Source organism: Enterobacter sp. J49 (assembly GCF_002148625.1).
Taxonomy (GTDB): Bacteria; Pseudomonadota; Gammaproteobacteria; order Enterobacterales; family Enterobacteriaceae; genus Enterobacter; species Enterobacter ludwigii.
The window spans coordinates 739,324-755,489 of sequence record NZ_MWPY01000037.1 but is presented as its reverse complement, the minus strand read 5'-3'; the positions used below and the strand labels follow the sequence as shown (position 1 = coordinate 755,489).

The 16,166-nt window shown below is 56.4% G+C and carries 13 protein-coding genes; 7 read left to right on the top strand and 6 right to left on the bottom strand.

Annotation, left to right across the window (positions count from 1 at the left end):
- The first annotated feature begins 435 nt into the window (after window positions 1-435).
- Together BJP35_RS21865 and BJP35_RS21860 are read left to right on the top strand one after the other, a co-directional pair.
- Window positions 436-2,724: an FdhF/YdeP family oxidoreductase gene (locus BJP35_RS21865; protein WP_063924851.1), complete on the top strand. Its 2,289-nt coding sequence runs from the start codon at window positions 436-438 to the stop codon at window positions 2,722-2,724.
- A gap of 23 nt (window positions 2,725-2,747) precedes the next feature.
- On the top strand, window positions 2,748-3,650 hold the full coding sequence (locus BJP35_RS21860) for a LysR family transcriptional regulator (RefSeq protein ID WP_047744823.1): 903 nt from the start codon (window positions 2,748-2,750) through the stop codon (window positions 3,648-3,650).
- Between the two features lie 17 nt (window positions 3,651-3,667).
- Here BJP35_RS21860 and BJP35_RS21855 read toward each other — a convergent pair whose 3' ends face one another.
- Window positions 3,668-4,420: a phosphate/phosphite/phosphonate ABC transporter substrate-binding protein gene (locus BJP35_RS21855; RefSeq protein ID WP_047744824.1), complete on the bottom strand. Its 753-nt coding sequence runs from the start codon at window positions 4,418-4,420 to the stop codon at window positions 3,668-3,670.
- Window positions 4,413-5,384: a fatty acid desaturase gene (locus BJP35_RS21850; RefSeq protein ID WP_086463558.1), complete on the bottom strand. Its 972-nt coding sequence runs from the start codon at window positions 5,382-5,384 to the stop codon at window positions 4,413-4,415. Before BJP35_RS21850 ends, BJP35_RS21855 begins: the two co-directional genes overlap by 8 nt.
- A gap of 165 nt (window positions 5,385-5,549) precedes the next feature.
- On the opposite strand from BJP35_RS21850, the gene BJP35_RS21845 reads away from it, so the two are divergent.
- Together BJP35_RS21845 and gap are read left to right on the top strand one after the other, a co-directional pair.
- Complete coding sequence (locus tag BJP35_RS21845; RefSeq protein WP_014170563.1) at window positions 5,550-6,530, top strand: GlxA family transcriptional regulator; 981 nt, start codon at window positions 5,550-5,552, stop codon at window positions 6,528-6,530.
- A 78-nt stretch (window positions 6,531-6,608) separates the two neighbouring features.
- Window positions 6,609-7,619, top strand: coding sequence for a type I glyceraldehyde-3-phosphate dehydrogenase (gene gap, locus BJP35_RS21840; protein WP_040017756.1), 1,011 nt, complete (start codon window positions 6,609-6,611; stop codon window positions 7,617-7,619).
- A gap of 70 nt (window positions 7,620-7,689) precedes the next feature.
- Here the strand turns inward: gap and BJP35_RS21835 are convergent, their stop codons facing one another.
- Window positions 7,690-8,877 (bottom strand): MFS transporter, encoded by a 1,188-nt coding sequence (locus tag BJP35_RS21835; protein ID WP_032678410.1) that lies wholly within the window; start codon window positions 8,875-8,877, stop codon window positions 7,690-7,692.
- Window positions 8,878-8,992: 115 nt separating this feature from the next.
- Here BJP35_RS21835 and BJP35_RS21830 point away from each other — a divergent pair, with 115 nt between their 5' ends.
- Together BJP35_RS21830 and BJP35_RS21825 are read left to right on the top strand one after the other, a co-directional pair.
- Window positions 8,993-9,949: an AraC family transcriptional regulator gene (locus BJP35_RS21830; RefSeq protein ID WP_047744825.1), complete on the top strand. Its 957-nt coding sequence runs from the start codon at window positions 8,993-8,995 to the stop codon at window positions 9,947-9,949.
- Between the two features lie 362 nt (window positions 9,950-10,311).
- A complete protein-coding gene (locus tag BJP35_RS21825; RefSeq protein ID WP_086463557.1) occupies window positions 10,312-11,997 on the top strand; it encodes an alpha,alpha-trehalase in 1,686 nt (561 codons plus the stop codon).
- A gap of 72 nt (window positions 11,998-12,069) precedes the next feature.
- Here the strand turns inward: BJP35_RS21825 and BJP35_RS21820 are convergent, their stop codons facing one another.
- A complete protein-coding gene (locus BJP35_RS21820) occupies window positions 12,070-14,172 on the bottom strand; it encodes a TonB-dependent siderophore receptor (protein ID WP_047744827.1) in 2,103 nt (700 codons plus the stop codon).
- Between the two features lie 111 nt (window positions 14,173-14,283).
- The gene (locus tag BJP35_RS21815; RefSeq protein WP_010432765.1) at window positions 14,284-14,538 is read right to left on the bottom strand and encodes a GlsB/YeaQ/YmgE family stress response membrane protein; all 255 of its coding nucleotides are present in this window, start codon (window positions 14,536-14,538) and stop codon (window positions 14,284-14,286) included.
- A gap of 207 nt (window positions 14,539-14,745) precedes the next feature.
- Here BJP35_RS21815 and BJP35_RS21810 point away from each other — a divergent pair, with 207 nt between their 5' ends.
- The gene (locus tag BJP35_RS21810) at window positions 14,746-15,477 is read left to right on the top strand and encodes a flagellar brake protein (protein WP_020883443.1); all 732 of its coding nucleotides are present in this window, start codon (window positions 14,746-14,748) and stop codon (window positions 15,475-15,477) included.
- A 37-nt stretch (window positions 15,478-15,514) separates the two neighbouring features.
- Here BJP35_RS21810 and emtA read toward each other — a convergent pair whose 3' ends face one another.
- Window positions 15,515-16,126, bottom strand: a complete 612-nt coding sequence (emtA, locus tag BJP35_RS21805; RefSeq protein ID WP_014170571.1) for a membrane-bound lytic murein transglycosylase EmtA — start codon at window positions 16,124-16,126, stop codon at window positions 15,515-15,517.
- Window positions 16,127-16,166: the final 40 nt, after the last annotated feature.

Genomic DNA, 16,166 nt, shown 5'->3' with positions numbered 1-16,166 from the left:
CTTTTAATCTCCCTTTCGGATTTAATCTGGTAATTTTCCGCTATTAACAATTAAGCACAGCTACATATTCCTGGTTAAAGCGACGATTAATTTGCACCGATTCCTCCTGTCTGCAGGGGTCTTCGTCGCCCTGCCCTTCAGCCACCTTCATCTGAAATTTAACGCTGACTTCATCATCGCTTCGCTTTCGCCATAGCGCAGAGTGAACAGGTGATAGATAAGATTTATTATAAAAATGATAAAATTTCGTTATAATTTCTTTAAAAGTTTACACCGATTAGCATGTAAGCCACTGTAAAATATCGCCATTAAATTCAATGCATTTAACTTTGCTCTGGCCTCTGGTAACAGACGCCATCATTGTTTTCGCTTATTGGCAAACCCGGTGGTTTATAGGCGCAGGTGATGTCATGACCGCACAAGTCAGGAGTTGGTATGAATAAGAAAAGACGCTCAGTTCCCGGTATCAGGCACTATGACGGCCCAGCCGGTGGCTGGGGGGCGTTAAAGGCGACGGCCATTGCGGTACGTACCCAAATGGATACGCTGGATGCCCCCGCAACCCTGCTGCGCACAAACCAGCCTGACGGTTTTGACTGCCCTGGCTGTGCGTGGCCCGATAAAGAACACAAATCCACGTTCCAGTTCTGTGAGAACGGGGCGAAAGCCGTCACCTGGGAAGCCACAAGTAAACGCGTCACCACGGATTTTCTCGCCAAAAACAGCGTGTCCTCGCTGCTGGCTAAATCTGACTTTGAGCTGGAAGGTTACGGTCGTCTCACCCATCCTCTGCGCTATGACCGGGCAAGTGATACCTTCCAGCCAGTGGAATGGGACGACGCTTTCCAGCGTATCGGTGAGGTGCTGCGCGGTCTTGAGCCTGACCAGGTCGAATTTTATACCTCCGGCAGAGCCTCGAACGAAGCAGCGTATCTGTTCCAGCTGTTCGCCCGCGAGTACGGTACCAATAACTTCCCCGACTGCTCGAATATGTGCCATGAAGCCACCAGCGTCGGTTTACCCCGTTCCATTGGTATCGGGAAAGGGACCGTCTCACTTGATGACTTCGATAAAACGGAGCTGGTTATCTCCATTGGTCATAACCCTGGGACCAACCATCCGCGGATGATGGGCACGCTGCATGAGCTGGCTCGCCGCAACGTACCGATTATCGTTTTTAATCCCCTGCGCGAGCGCGCGCTGGAACGTTTCGCGGATCCGCAAAGCGTTATTGAGATGGCAACCTACAGCTCTACCGATATCGCCTCCACCTATTTCCAGGTGAAAGCCGGGGGCGATGCCGCTGCGTTAAAAGGGATCGCAAAACACCTGCTGGAGATGGAGAACGAACGCGGAAACGTGCTCGATCGCGCCTTTATTGCTGAACACACCCTGGGCGTTGAGGCGTTTGCTGCAGACATTGCGCAAACCGACTGGGAGGCCATTGAGCGTGAGTCCGGGTTGAGCCGGGCAGCGCTCAAATCCGTGGCCGAGGCCTACGCAAAATCGAATGCCACCATCATCACCTACGGGATGGGCATCACCCAGCATAATAAAGGCACCGCGAATGTCCGCCTGATCGCTGATCTGTTGCTGCTGCGCGGTAACATTGGCAAACCCGGCGCGGGGATATGCCCTCTGCGCGGCCACTCGAACGTTCAGGGTAACCGCACCGTGGGCATAAGCGAGAAACCGACACCGGCATTTCTCAACCGCCTGAAGGAGGTATTCGGTTTTGAGCCCCCTGCTCACCACGGCCATGATGCGGTGCAGGCAACGCAGGCCATGATCGACGGACGTGCAAAAGCGCTGATCTGTCTGGGGGGAAATTTTGCGGTGGCGATGCCCGATCACGAGAACGGTTTTCCGGCAATGAATGCGCTGGATTTGAGCGTTCACATCGGTACCAAGCTCAACCGCACCCATTTGCTGGTGGGGAAAGAGACCTTTATTTTGCCGTGCCTCGGTCGTACCGAGCTGGATGTCCAGGCCACCGGACGCCAGTCCATTACCGTGGAGGACTCTATGTCGATGGTGCATGCCTCTTCCGGTAAGCTGAAACCCGCCTCTCCGCGCCTGCGCGCTGAGCCGGCCATTGTCGCCGGAATGGCGCAAGCCACCCTGCGGGAGACCCGCGTGGACTGGATGACGCTGGTTGAGGATTATGACCGTATCCGCAACCTGATTGAGCAGACCATTCCAGGCTTCGAGAATTACAATGAACGGATCCGCATTCCTGGTGGTTTTCGCATGCCTCTGCCGCCCACAGAACGTATCTGGCCAACGGCGACGGGCAAAGCGATGTTTTCGGTTTTCGACGGTGTCAATGAGAACGCCAGTGGTGAAGGCGATAATGTGCTGCGCCTGATCACGCTGCGCAGCCACGACCAGTACAACACCACCATTTACGCCCTTGATGACCGCTACCGCGGCGTCTTTGGCCGTCGCGATGTGCTGTTTATGAATGAAGACGATATGGCGCAGTCAGGCCTGGAGCATGGCGATCGCGTGGATATCGAAACCGCCCTGCCGGGGAGCGTTCAGCGTCTGGAAGACATTACCGTTGTGGCCTACAGCATTGCGCCGGGTTCCGTCGGAGCCTACTACCCGGAGGCCAACGTACTGGTTCCGCTTGATTATCTGGATAAGGACAGCGGTACGCCGTCTTATAAATCGGTTCCGGTCCGCCTCATCCTGCGTTCGAAAGAGATCCGCATGCTGTAAGGCTTTCAACGCAGAGAAATACGATGGATATAAAACAGCTAAAGTACTTAATCGCACTCGATCAGACCCGGCATTTTGGTAAAGCAGCCTCGCAGTGCAACATCACCCAGCCGACCCTCTCCATGCGTATTCGCAGCCTGGAAGAGGAGCTGGGGCTGGTGCTGATTACTCGCGGGCAACGTTTTGAAGGCTTTACGCCCGAAGGCGAACGCATTCTGGCATGGGCGCGCGCGGTGCTGGCCGCTCACGACGGCCTGCAGGCCGAAGCCTCGCTGTGCAAAGGGCAAGTGGTGGGTGAATTGCGTCTGGGAATGGTGCCGCTGGCCAGCGTGGATCCGATGATCTTTATCCGCCAGCTGACGCAAAAATACCCGGAGCTGACCTACAGCCTCTACTCAATGTCCTCGCAACAAATTGCCGACGGCGTCAGCCGGAATCAGCTTGAACTGGGGATTTGCTACCTGAACAGTATCGACACCCGTCCGTTTGACATTATCCAGCTGCCAAAAACCGAAATGGGATTGCTGCACGATATCCGCCTCTTCCAGCTGGATCAGGAGACGCTGACCTGGCAGGAACTGATGGCATTTCCGCTGGGGTTTCTGACCAAGGGGATGCATTATCGCGAGCATATGGAGGTGAGCTTTAAATCTGCCGGCATTAATCCCGAGTCTGTCTTCGAAAGCGATTCCACTTTCCAGATCATTCAGGCGGTACAAAGCGGCGTCTGCTGTGCCGTGATGCCGCTGAACAACGGGCTGGAGAACCTGAACAGCCACTTCCGGATAACCCCCATAACCGACTCGAACATCGAAGCCCCTATCGGCCTGATCATGCGTCGACAGGCCCCCGTCTCCTCACTGGCACTGCGCTGTTTCACCGACGCGCAGGCGCTTTATCTTGCAGAGAACAACGGTAGTGAGTGAGGTCATGTGATAACGCGTCAGTCGAGCAACACTGAATAAGACTGACGCGTCACCACACTGAACCCGCCGATCAGCACCGCCTTGCAAACGTCCCGGTATTGCGGGGCATTCACCAGCGTGTTCAGCGCATCACGGAGAGCGCTAAGCGTTTCAGGGGATGTGTTGTGCGCGGTAATTAGCGGTAACCCGGGTGTCAGGGGAGTACTGTCGATCGCCGCCAGCCCGTCGAGCAACGCCGGTTCATGACGCTGCAGTAGCGCGTACGTCACACAGTCGATAGCGGCGATATCGCCCTTACCCTCTTTTAGATCAATCAGCGACTGACGATGGCTGCCGCTAAAGGTCGTCCGGGCAAAATAATGGCCATCGGGTACAAGTGGTGCCACTTTTTTTCGCAGCGCGTGATAACCGGACTGCGAATCCGCAGAATTGCATACCGCCCATCGGCCGCGAAAATCAGCCAGTGTCAGGGGGCGCTTCTGGGCGCGCGTCACCAGAAGGCTACGGTAATAAAACGCTTCGCAGCCTGGCGCCTGGTAGTGAAAACAGCCCACGACCTGTACGTCCGGCAATTGCGTCATCAGCGGGTAGCCGCAGGTCTGGCTGAGGACAAGCCCGGGCTGCTGCCAGTGGGCCAGTAGAGAATCATCGGGTACGCCCTCGCTCACCGGCACGCCGCGTTCGGCAAGCAGGTGCTGTACCGCTCGCCAGAGGGCATCCGTGTCGGCGCGATTGATGGCATACATCGGAAACGCCAGCGGGTTACTCATGACTTCCCTCGTGTCGACGCCCTGGGTGAGCGGTGACGTTGACCGCCCGCCTCCAGAACTGTCGCATCCATTCACTATAACCCCTGACCAGAAAACCATGGTTACGCTTCTGGTACGCCGCCCGGTTTTGCAGATAGACGCTTTTTAGCCCATACCACGGAACACCCGGTAAATCGTGATGGACTGAATGGTAGTTAAGATTTAAAAACAGCACCCGCCAGAACAGCCCTGCTTCGTTGATGACAGAACGCGCCAGCGGATTATCCGCCGCGCGATGTTCATAAAAGGAGCGCACTTTAGTCAGCGCCAGCGCCGGATAACTTACCGCCAGCACAAACCAGACGGGCGAGAAACCGTTGTGCATCATCCAGGCAAACAGCGCTGCCAGCAGCGACGCGTGGACGAGCCACATTGCCATTGCGCGCAGGTGAAGATGGCGAAACGCCGTCACGGCGCTGGCCAGCGTCTGCAGGATATCCAGCAGCGGTGCCAGCAACAGCCGGCCGCAGAAGGTATTTCGTGCATGGATCACGCGCTTGTGCCAGGGCGAAAAGCGTGCCCAGCTCTCCTCGGTAAAATAGTACGACTCCGGGTCATCCACCGGGATCGTCAGGCTATCGTGGCGATGATGGGCAAGATGAGAGTCCCGGTACAGACCATACGGATACCACACCGCCAGCGGAAGCGTGCCAAACAGCGCGTTAAGCCAGGCAAACCGCGTGGGATGGCCGTGGATCAGTTCATGCTGGAGTGACATATACCAGGTGGTAAATCCGATGAGCAGCAGCGTAGCGGGCAGCAATCCCAGCGTTTTCCAGTACGCCAGCGTGGCAAACCAGCCACTGTAAAGGGTGATGATGACGATCCACGTGGGCAGTTCGCTTCGCCACAAAAACCCCGAGGCGAGGTGGTGAATTTGATCGCGTTGTTGCGGATGTAAATAGAGGGAGCTTCGTTTACCCATGCCTTCAGACGCCGTTTCGCCAGAGAGAATGCCCTGACGATCGGGGAAAACGCCTGAAATAACAAAGAACTTATATCGCTTTGCTTTGCCAGAAACGCGAGCAGCGCGAGATCTCCCTCTCGTTCGCAGCTTGACTTATTTTGCAATAAAGGTACTTTTCAGGACATGAAGAAGATCCTGATTATCGTCCCTGACGGCGGCATGCTGTTTGAAGCCGCCGGTATCGCAGACATTCTGATGCAGGCGAACCGGCTGCATCCGGAAGGCCTAGCCCATCCCTGTTACCGCATTATCATCGCCACCACCCAGCCTCACCAGGTGATCCACGGCCAGTCCGGCCTGAATCTGCTGGCGGATTATCGCCTGCCGGAGCTGGATCCGCGTGAACCGCTTGATACGATTATTATCACCGGCCGCGGAATGAACGAGCAGGAGAGCACGGCGGTGGTGGACTGGCTGCACCTGGCTGCGCCACACGCGCGGCGGATAGCCTCCATTTGCGGCGGCGCGATGCTGCTGGCCCAGACTGGCCTGCTTGATGGACGCCGGGCGACCACCCACTGGCGGCTGCTGGAGACCCTGCAAACCCAGTACCCGGCCATCCACGTGGAAGGTGGCCCGCTGTATATTCAGGACGGTCCCATCTGGACCTCCGGTGGGGTTAGCTCCGGGTTTGATTTGACCCTGGCGCTGGTGGAAGACGATTACGGTTTTACCCTCGCTCGCGAGGTGGCGCAGGATATGGTGATGTATCTGCGCCGCCCCGGCGGGCAGCTGCAGTTCAGTCGCTATAATCTTCAGCAGCCCGGCACCTCCGGCCCGATAAGCGACCTGCAAACCTGGATCCTGGAGAACCTGACCGCTGACCTGTGCGTGGAAAATCTGGCGCAAAAAGCGGCGATGAGCCCACGCAATTTCACCCGCGTGTTCACCCGTGAAACGGGCGCCTCTCCGGCGCGTTATGTCACCGAAGCACGCCTTGCCGCCGCCCGGCAACTGCTTGAACAGACCAGCGACCCTCTCGAACGCATTGCTGAGCAGAGCGGGTTTGGCAGCAGCATCAATTTGCGTCGCGTCTTTGAGAAACAACTCCACCTCACGCCTGGCGAGTATCGTCAGCGCTTCCACTGTCGCAAAATGGCATAATGTGATCCTTTTTTGTCGTTTACGCCATCCGGCCTGACGCCTACAGTGACTCCAGACAACAGAGATAAGGAGTGCACTATGGTTAAGGTCGGCATTAACGGTTTCGGCCGTATCGGACGTAATTTCCTGCGCGCGGCGCTGGGTAACCCGGATGTGCAGATTGTGGCAATTAACGATCTGACGGACAGCAAAACCCTCGCCCATCTGCTCAAACATGATTCCCTTCTCGGCACGCTGCCGGCTCCCGTTGAAGCCGCGGACGGTGCGCTGCAGGTCGATGGCCAGCGGATCGTCGTCTTTAGCGAACGCGATCCGGCGAATATCGCGTGGCGTGACGCCGGCGTTGACGTGGTTATAGAAGCCACAGGCTTCTTTACGGAGCGGGAAAAAGCAGCCGTGCATATCACGCACGGTGGGGCTAAGCGCGTCATCATCTCTGCCCCCGGTAAAAACGATGACCTGACGGTGGTCATGGGCGTCAACCATGAACAGTACGATCCGGCTCAGCATTACGTAGTGAGTAACGGCAGTTGTACGACCAATGGCCTGGCCCCCGCCGCTCAGGTTCTGCATCAGCAGTTCGGTATTGAGCATGGCCTGATGAACACAACGCACGCTTATACCAACAGTCAGGCACTGCACGATCAGCCAGAGAAGGATCTGCGCGGTGCACGTGCGGCAGCGCTGTCGATTGTGCCTTACTCCAGCGGTGCGGCGAAAGCGCTGGGGAAAGTGATCCCCTCACTTGACGGTAAACTGACCGGGTATTCCCTGCGCGTGCCGGTTCCGGTGGTGTCGATTGTGGATTTGACGGTAACCCTGAGCCGTGACGTTACCGCCGAGGAGGTGAATGACGCCTTCCGGAAAGCCGCTGCCAGTGGCCCCCTGAAAGGCATTCTGGGTTACAGCGATGAACCGCTGGTTTCCAGTGATTATCAGGGCGACCCGCGCTCGTCAATTATCGACGGGCTCTCCACCCTCGTGATTGGCGGCAAAATGGTGAAGATCCTGGCGTGGTATGACAACGAGTGGGGATTCTCAAACCGTCTGGTGGATCTGGCGGTGCTGATGGATAAGAAAGGGTTGTAACCTTCCCCCTGCACCCACTCTGAGTGGGTGTCGCTGCCCGGTAGCCTTTCGCTGACCGGGCATGCGCTCGTCACTCTGCTTTGACTTTCACGCCCATAAACACAATTACCATGGCCGTCACCAGCAGGAAACCGCTGCCCGCGAAGACGCCGCTGGCACCGTTGAGGTCGAATACCGCCCCGCCCACTGCCGCACCGGCGCTTATCGCCAGCTGGATAGAGGCCACCAGCAGACCACCCGCACTTTCGGCTTCATCCGGCACGGTGGTGGCAAGCCACGTTGACCAGCCCACCGGTACCAGACCAAACGCAAAGCCCCACAGCGCGACCAGTAACCCGTCCAGCATCGCCAGATGACCAAACGCCACCATGGTGAGAGCAAGCACGCCCATCGCGAACGGTACCAGTGCCAGCGTCAGGCGCAGATTACGCGCCAGCAGATGCCCGGCGACGGAGGTGCCGATGAAGTTGGCAATCCCAAAGCCCAGCAGGATCAGCGAGATGCTCTCCACGCTCGCCTGCCCCACCGTTTCAAGGAACGGACGCAGGTAGGTAAAGAAGGCAAAGTGGCCGCTGAAGATAAGAATGGTCGCCAGCATGCCGCCAATCATCCCCGGACGACGCAGCACGCGGAACAGCGTACTCAGGCTACCGCTGCTTTCCGGCTTCATGGACGGCAGTACCCAGAGCTGCCACAGCAGCGCCAGCATGCTCGGCAGAATGCAGAGAATAAAGACGTTACGCCAGCCAATCAGGCTACCCAGATAGCTTCCCAGCGGCGCCGCCACCACCGTCGCAATCGAGACGCTGGAGAAGATCACCGCCAGCGCTTTCGGCACTTTATCGGCAGGCACCAGGCGCATCGCCGTGGCGGTCGACATCGCCCAGAATCCCCCGATCGCCACACCCAACAACAGCCGGCCCATCAGCAGGACGTGCAGCGTGGGCGCAAAAGCCACCAGCAGGCTGGAGATGATCTGCAGCACCGAGAAGAACATCAATACCCAGCGACGGTCGATATTTTTGGTGGCCGGCGTGATGAGCAACCCGGTGACCAGCGCCACCAACGCCGTGGCCGTCACCGCTTGTCCGGCCATCCCCTCGGACACCCCCAGGCTCGCGGCCATCGGCGTCAGCAAACTGGCGGGCAGGAATTCTGCTGTGATCAGGCCGAATACGCCAAGCCCCAGTGAGTAGACGGCTCGCCAGGCGGGTTTTGCAGGCGTGACCGCCTCTCTCGCCACGACACATGAATTCATCTGTTGTTCTCCCGTTATAAAAATGTGACAACTGTCGCAAAAGCATAGTGGGTTCACCCTGGACGATCTATGACATATAATCTCCACTTATTGATTATTCGTCCGGAGTTGCGACATGACCGCTCAGTCACCCGATTTGATCAGCGAACTTTTGCGCGGCATGCGCCTGTCGGGCGTGAAATACCGTCGGATTGAGGCCAGCGCGCCGTTTGGCGTGGCGTTTCACCAGGCGCCCGGCAAAGCCCAGTTCCATTTTGTCAGCCACGGTAGCGCCCTGTTGCGTATGGAGAGTGGTGCCACCTTCACGCTGAATGGCGGCGACGCCCTTTTTATCCCGAACGGCAACGCCCATGCCCTGCTCTCTGACGAGCACGCCAGCATTACCCCGGTCAGTGCATTCCCCAGCGAGCCTATCTGCGGTTCGGTCTGCGCGATCACCTGTGAGCCGTGTCAGGAAAGCGAGAACACCATCATCTTCAGTGGATGCATGGATTTTGAACTGGGCGGGATGCAGCCGCTGATCAAGGCGATGCCGGAAGTGATGATGGTGAGCCGGCTGATGTCCACATGGCCGGAAATTCATCCGCTGCTGGCAGCGATGGAGCGGGAATCAATGACCCGCCAGGCCGGATTCGCCGGGATCCTCGCGCGACTTGCCGACGTGGTGGCCGCGTTGATCGTGCGTGGCTGGGTTGAAGGAGGCTGCGGCAAAGCTACCGGCTGGGTGCAGGTATTGCGCGACCCGCGTTTGAGCCGGGCCATTTACGCCATGCATCAGCAGCCAGGCCTGAACTGGAGCGTGGCGGATCTGGCGAAACAAGCGGGCACTTCCCGCTCCGTGTTTGCTGAACGTTTTCTGGCGGCCACGGGAACCACACCGGCAAAATATCTCAGCGAACTGAGGATGCGGCTGGCCATTCAGTACATCCGCCACGAAAATCAGCCCATTGAAACCGTCGCGTTGCGTCTGGGGTACGGTTCACTGGCCGCGTTCAGTCGGGCATTTAAGCGCATTATTGGGCATGCGCCGGGCACGTTGCGCGAGACCAGCCAGACCCCGGAAGAGGTCTGAGCCAGGCGTTAGCGATACGTATTTTTTGCCAGTCGCCTTTCGCGATTTAATTATGGGGCGTGCTAAAGGAGCACCTTGCGCTATTACGGAATAAAAGAGCATTCCGCGCATATTATTATCGCGCCATGATTTGCGCCCATTGATTAAATTAAAAGCAATATAATTATTTATCATAAAAAAGAATTACCTTTCATCGAGATAGCAAATTCTCCCAATTCCTTCCGGCGCATAACCAGACGGTAAATTGTCTGGTTATGCGCAAAATGGGATATTCGACACGCGAAGCGGCCAATATTCGTCTAAGGTTTTCAGGTGATTGATAACAGCGGCAACGCTGCTCAGCGAATACAGGAGATGAACCGATGATAAGACCTCGTACACTACGCCCTGCTCTTTTGCACCTGGCTTTGGGCGGCGCGTTACTCGGTGTGACAACATGGGGTTATGCGGAAGAACAACTCACCACCCAGACAAGCTCCCCCGATATTTTACTTGGTCCTCTCTTTAATGATGTGCAAAGTGCCAAACTGTTTCCCGATCAAAAGACCTTTGCTGACGCCGTGCCGAAAAGCGATCCGCTGATGATTCTGGCGGATTATCGGATGCAGCGCACCCAGTCTGGCTTCGATCTGAAGCACTTTGTGGAAATGAACTTTACGCTGCCAGCGGAAGGGGAAAAATACGTCCCGCCTGCCGGGCAAAGTTTACGCGCGCACATTGATGACCTCTGGCCCGTACTGACCCGCACCACCGATAAAGCGAGTAATAAGTGGGATTCCCTTCTGCCGCTGCCTAAACCCTATGTCGTGCCTGGCGGACGTTTTCGCGAGGTCTACTACTGGGACAGTTATTTCACCATGTTAGGGCTGGCTGAGAGTGGCCACTGGGACAAAATCAGCGATATGGTCGACAACTTCGCTTACGAGCTGGACAGCTGGGGACATATCCCGAACGGCAACCGCAGCTACTACCTGAGCCGCTCCCAGCCTCCGTTCTTCGCGCTGATGGTCGAGTTGCTGGCGACCCATGACAGCGATGCGCTGAAGAAATACCGTCCGCAAATGGAGAAAGAGTACGCCTACTGGATGGAGGGGGCCGACACGCTGCAGTCCGGACAAGCCAACAAACGTGTGGTGAAGCTGGACGATGGCTCAGTGCTCAACCGCTACTGGGATGACCGCGATACGCCGCGTCCTGAATCCTGGCTCGACGATATAACCACCGCTAAAAGCAATCCTAACCGACCGGCCACGGAGATCTACCGCGATTTACGCTCAGCGGCCGCCTCGGGCTGGGACTTTAGCTCCCGCTGGATGGACGATCCGCAAAAACTGGGCACGATCCGCACCACCAGCATTGTGCCTGTCGATCTTAACGCCCTGATGTTTAAGATGGAAAAATTGCTGGCCAGGGCAAGCCAGGAATCCGGCGATACCTCCGCTGCCAGCAAGTATGACGCGCTGGCGACTGCGCGTCAGAAAGCGATCGAGAGCCATCTATGGAATGATAAAGAGGGCTGGTACGCGGATTACGATCTTAAGAGTAAAAAGGTGCGTAATCAGCTTACGGCAGCCGCACTTTATCCGCTCTATGTGAAGGCGGCTTCGCAGGATCGCGCTGATAAGGTCGCTGCAGCGGCATCGTCACGCCTGCTCAAACCGGGCGGCATTTCCACCACCACCATCAACAGCGGCCAGCAGTGGGATGCACCTAACGGCTGGGCACCGCTGCAATGGGTGGCGACGGAAGGGTTGCAGAATTACGGGCAGGATAAGGTGGCAATGGATGTGACCTGGCGCTTCCTGAAAAATGTTCAGCATACCTATGACCGCGAACAGAAGCTGGTAGAGAAGTATGACGTTTCGAGTACCGGTACAGGGGGCGGTGGCGGTGAATATCCGCTGCAGGATGGCTTCGGCTGGAGCAACGGCGTGACGCTGAAAATGCTGGATCTGGTCTGTCCGAAAGAGAAACCGTGCGACAGCGTGCCGGAGAATCAGCCGGCAGCAAACGATGCTGTCGCACCGGCGAAAAGTACGGCGCAATAAAGCGGCCTCATTCCCTCACCCTCTCCCGCCAGGAGAGGGTGAATGGGCCGTCTTACGGGGTTTAACAGGGCATCAGAAGCTGTAGCTCGCGCCTAACTGATAGGTTCGGTCACGTCCAATCCAGCAGTTGGTCGCATCGTAACAGGTCAACGTCTCTTTATTGGTGATGTTCTGCGCGCTCGCTTTCAGGGTCAGCCCTTCAAGCGAAGGCAGAATTTCGCCCATCCGATAGGATGCCGCCAGATCGTACTGCGTGGTGCCACCGAGTTTACCCGCGTCGTTCGCCGGTGAAATCTCCATCGGCCCGGTGTAGCGCGCCCCGGCCCCCAGCATCAATCCTTTCAGTGGCGTATTCTCAAAGGTGTAATCCCCCCACAGGTTGAATGCATTTTCCGGCACCTGCGTAGGGCGTTTGCCCTGATACTTATCGTCCTGCGTATTGATGGCGTGAGTGTATGCGTAGTTGGCAATCAGGTTCAGATTGTCTGTCGGACGGCCAATCACAGACAACTCCGCCCCTTTAGACTCCACTTCGCCGGTCTGACGATAGTTCAGGAAGCCGGGATCGGAGGTAACGACATTCTTCTGGCGAATAGTAAACACTGAGGCGGTAAAGGTGGTGGCGTACTCTGCCAGCAGATATTTCACCCCGCCCTCCACCTGCTTGCTGGTGGTCGGCTTGACCTCTTTCGCCGTCAGGGTTCCCTGCGGCGAGACCGGGGCAAACCCTTCTGAATAGCTGATAAACGGAGAGAGACCGTTGTCGAAGGCGTAGAGCGCGCCCAGTCGTTTGGTAACGCGATCCTGCGATACCCACGCCTTGTCGCCGTTATGCAGATAATCGGTGGTGACGGAGCGATAATCATCATAGCGCAGGCTGCCCAACAGATTTAAGCCGCCAAACTCCACCTGATCCTGCAGGTAATACCCATTCTGCTGATAGCTCAGACGGTTTTTCTGCGCGGTATACAGCCCCAGCGCATCCTCATGGACCTGTGAATAGTCCGGATTGCGCATATCAATCCCCGGTGTTGCCGAGGCATAGCGGTAGTGGAAGTGGGAATTCAGCTTCTGGTAGTCAAACCCGGCCAGCAGATGGTGTTTCCACTCACCCAGCGCAACGGTTTTGGTCACCTGATTATCAATGTTGAAGCTCCGGAGATCTTCATCCGTGGTGTAGGCAAAGCGGTTAAGCTGATTGACTTCACTGCCCGGCCCGGTTGCATAAATACTGCGCTGGTGGGTATCGATGTCAAAATAGCGCGCCTTCTGGTTAAAGCCCCAGCCGCTGTCAAATTCATGTTCAAAGCTGTAACCCAGCATCCACTGGCGCTGTTTAAACCCGCTCCATTCGTCGCCGGCATAATCTCGCTTGCCCGCATATTTCGAACGCAGCCAGGCGAGCGGCAGCGGATTAGACGGCGTCAGGCTTGGGGAGTTTTGCGCCAGCGCATCAAGGGTGAGGCGCGTTTTGTTGTCCGGTTGCCAGGTGACAGACGGCGCAACCAGGTAGTTTTCATACCGGGAGGTGTGCGGCTGATCGTCACTCTCCGTCGCTTTCCCCAGCAGACGGTAGTTCCAGTCGCTATCGGCAATTTGCCCGGTCGAATCCAGATACCCCTCTTTCAGGTTACGGTTGCCGGTGTTAAAGCCCAGTTCGGTCCGTGCGGCTTGTTGCGGTTTTTTACTCTGAATATTCACCAGCCCACCCGGCGAGGCACCGCCGTACAGTACCGATGAGGGACCTTTGAGGATATCAACGCTCTCAACCAACAGCGGATCGATGCGGGCTTTGGTATTGCCGGTAACGTTATAGGGTAACTGCAGCCCGTTGTAGAACTCCTGATCGACGGTAAATCCACGAATTTTATATTCGCTCATGTAGGAGGTGTTTCCGCGCACCTCGGTCGACACACCCGGTGCATAGCGCAGGATCTCATTCACGGAGTTCGCGTGACGTTTATCGATTTCCTGCGCCGACAGGGTATTGATCACCTGCGGGGTTTTACTCTCGGCAACGGCTGATTTGGTTGCGCTGTTCGTCCAGTCGGGCAGTACGCTGCCCTGCTCTGAGCCCGTAACTACGATGGTTGATTCTTCGGCAAACGCCTGTACCTGCAATGCCAGCGTCACGGCTCCTGCCAACGCGCATAACGTGAAACGAGAGGGGTTCATAAAGTCGTCTTGTGATTAAATGTAATCAGGAACGACAATTATTATCATTTCGATTAGCAAATCAATATGCACGTAAAAAAACGGCCCTCCTTGAGAGCCGTTTTAGTGAAGTTATGCCCGTCGCAGTAACCTGAAAATGCCCAGCACCACAATGGCACCCACGACAGCCACCAGGAAACTGTGCAGGTCAAAACCGCTGATGCTGCCACCAAAGCCAAACATCGTCGCCAGCCAGCCGCCTACAACCGCCCCCACGACACCGAGCACACACGTCAGTATGAAGCCGCCGCCATCATTTCCCGGCATGATAAGTTTAGCGATAGCGCCAGCAATTAGACCAAAGATAATCCAGGCGATAATACCCATAGCGATGCCCTCTTGCAGGTTTAATGCATGCGCAGAAAACCTTCTGCGCAGGTAACTTAAGTATAGGTCATCCCTGGAAAACTAATTTCATCTCACCGACTTATCTTCTCTGCAATCTGAAAAAAAACTCATCGGTTTGTATTAAGTTTCATTGTGCAGTGCCGATAACGCAAAGACAGTCTGTCATCTATCAAGGAGCCATCCGGCGTGAGTAATTACAGTGAGCAGTTCCTCAAGCAAAATCCGCTGGCTGTATTAGGGGTATTGCGTGACCTGCAAAAAGGTGAAGTGCCGCTGCGCATCAGCTGGTCAAACAATCAGTTCATCAGCAAGATCCTCGACGTCTCGCAGGAGCGACTGGTTATCGATCTGGGCAGTCAGGAGTATGAAAACCGCGCCGCACTGAAAGCAGAGAAACTCGCGGTGATGGCAGAGACCCACGGTGCAAAAGTGGAATTTGTGCTCCCGCGCCTTGAGATGAGCGAATACCAGGGTCTTCCCGCGTTTGTCACACCACTGCCTGCCAACCTGTGGTTTGTGCAGCGCCGGGAATATTTCCGCATCAGCGCCCCCCTTCACCCTGCCTATTTTTGTAAGGCTAAAATGCCGGACAAAAAAGAGCTCCGCTTCCGCCTCTTCGACCTGTCGCTGGGCGGTATGGGCGCGCTGATGGATACGCCGAAACCTGACGGACTGGTCGAAGGCATGCGATTCTCGCAAATTGAACTGGATATGGCCGGCTGGGGACGGTTTTATTTTGATGCCCAGTTGATTGCCATCAGCGAGCGGAAGGTGGTGGACAGCAAAAACGAAACGATTACCACGCCACGTTTGAGTTTCCGCTTCCTGAACGTCGGACCCGGTTCAGAGCGCGAACTGCAGCGCATTATCTTTGCACTGGAGCGCGAAGCACGGGAACGTGCGAATAAAGTTCTGTGAGGAAAACGGGCAGCGTGACCGCCGCCCGCCTGCGGCATTACATGGCATCCATCGCTTTCTGTACTTTCCAGATGTAACGCGGAGCCTGTGGTGCCGGATGATTTTTCGCCACATGTTCAACGAATTCATCTTTGTCCATGCCGTTAATCTCTTCTATCGCCTCTTTACGGTCAGAGGAGAAGGTTCGCAACAGCGCCCCGGCCCCGTTGACGTAAGAGACCACCAGCGCGTATTGCATCACTTCCGGGTCGTCGATGCCCTTCAGTACGCCATGCTCCAGAATGCTGAGATAGGCTGTCCCCATGGAGATATTACGCTCCGGGTTCTTCAGCTCGCTGGTCGACGGCTGACCGCTCCAGCCCATGTAGCGGTAGACCTCTTTACCTGCGGTAGACGCTTTAAGCTGCATCAGCCCCACTGCGTTTGATTTGCTGACAAGCGTGGGATTACCGCCGGATTCAACGGCAATGATCGCGGTGATAAGACGCGGACTGACGCCCCATGCCTTCCCGGCTTGCTCGCTGATCGGCATCCACTGCATGGCCCGTTTCACCGGCACTTCCGGGTTCCAGGGCGGATTTTGATAGTCATGTCTGGAACTACAGCCCGCAAGCAACACAATCAAAAAAGCAAACCATCTCAATTTCACGTCATCTATCCTTATAGCCGGTCATCGCAGTGCGCCGCCC

Coding starts and splice junctions, on each gene's coding strand:
- BJP35_RS21865 (WP_063924851.1), top strand. CDS start 436: ATGAATAAGAAAAGACGCTCAGTTCCCGGTATCAGGCACTATGACGGC.
- BJP35_RS21860 (WP_047744823.1), top strand. CDS start 2,748: ATGGATATAAAACAGCTAAAGTACTTAATCGCACTCGATCAGACCCGG.
- BJP35_RS21855 (WP_047744824.1), bottom strand. CDS start 4,420: ATGAGTAACCCGCTGGCGTTTCCGATGTATGCCATCAATCGCGCCGAC.
- BJP35_RS21850 (WP_086463558.1), bottom strand. CDS start 5,384: ATGGGTAAACGAAGCTCCCTCTATTTACATCCGCAACAACGCGATCAA.
- BJP35_RS21845 (WP_014170563.1), top strand. CDS start 5,550: ATGAAGAAGATCCTGATTATCGTCCCTGACGGCGGCATGCTGTTTGAA.
- gap (WP_040017756.1), top strand. CDS start 6,609: ATGGTTAAGGTCGGCATTAACGGTTTCGGCCGTATCGGACGTAATTTC.
- BJP35_RS21835 (WP_032678410.1), bottom strand. CDS start 8,877: ATGAATTCATGTGTCGTGGCGAGAGAGGCGGTCACGCCTGCAAAACCC.
- BJP35_RS21830 (WP_047744825.1), top strand. CDS start 8,993: ATGACCGCTCAGTCACCCGATTTGATCAGCGAACTTTTGCGCGGCATG.
- BJP35_RS21825 (WP_086463557.1), top strand. CDS start 10,312: ATGATAAGACCTCGTACACTACGCCCTGCTCTTTTGCACCTGGCTTTG.
- BJP35_RS21820 (WP_047744827.1), bottom strand. CDS start 14,172: ATGAACCCCTCTCGTTTCACGTTATGCGCGTTGGCAGGAGCCGTGACG.
- BJP35_RS21815 (WP_010432765.1), bottom strand. CDS start 14,538: ATGGGTATTATCGCCTGGATTATCTTTGGTCTAATTGCTGGCGCTATC.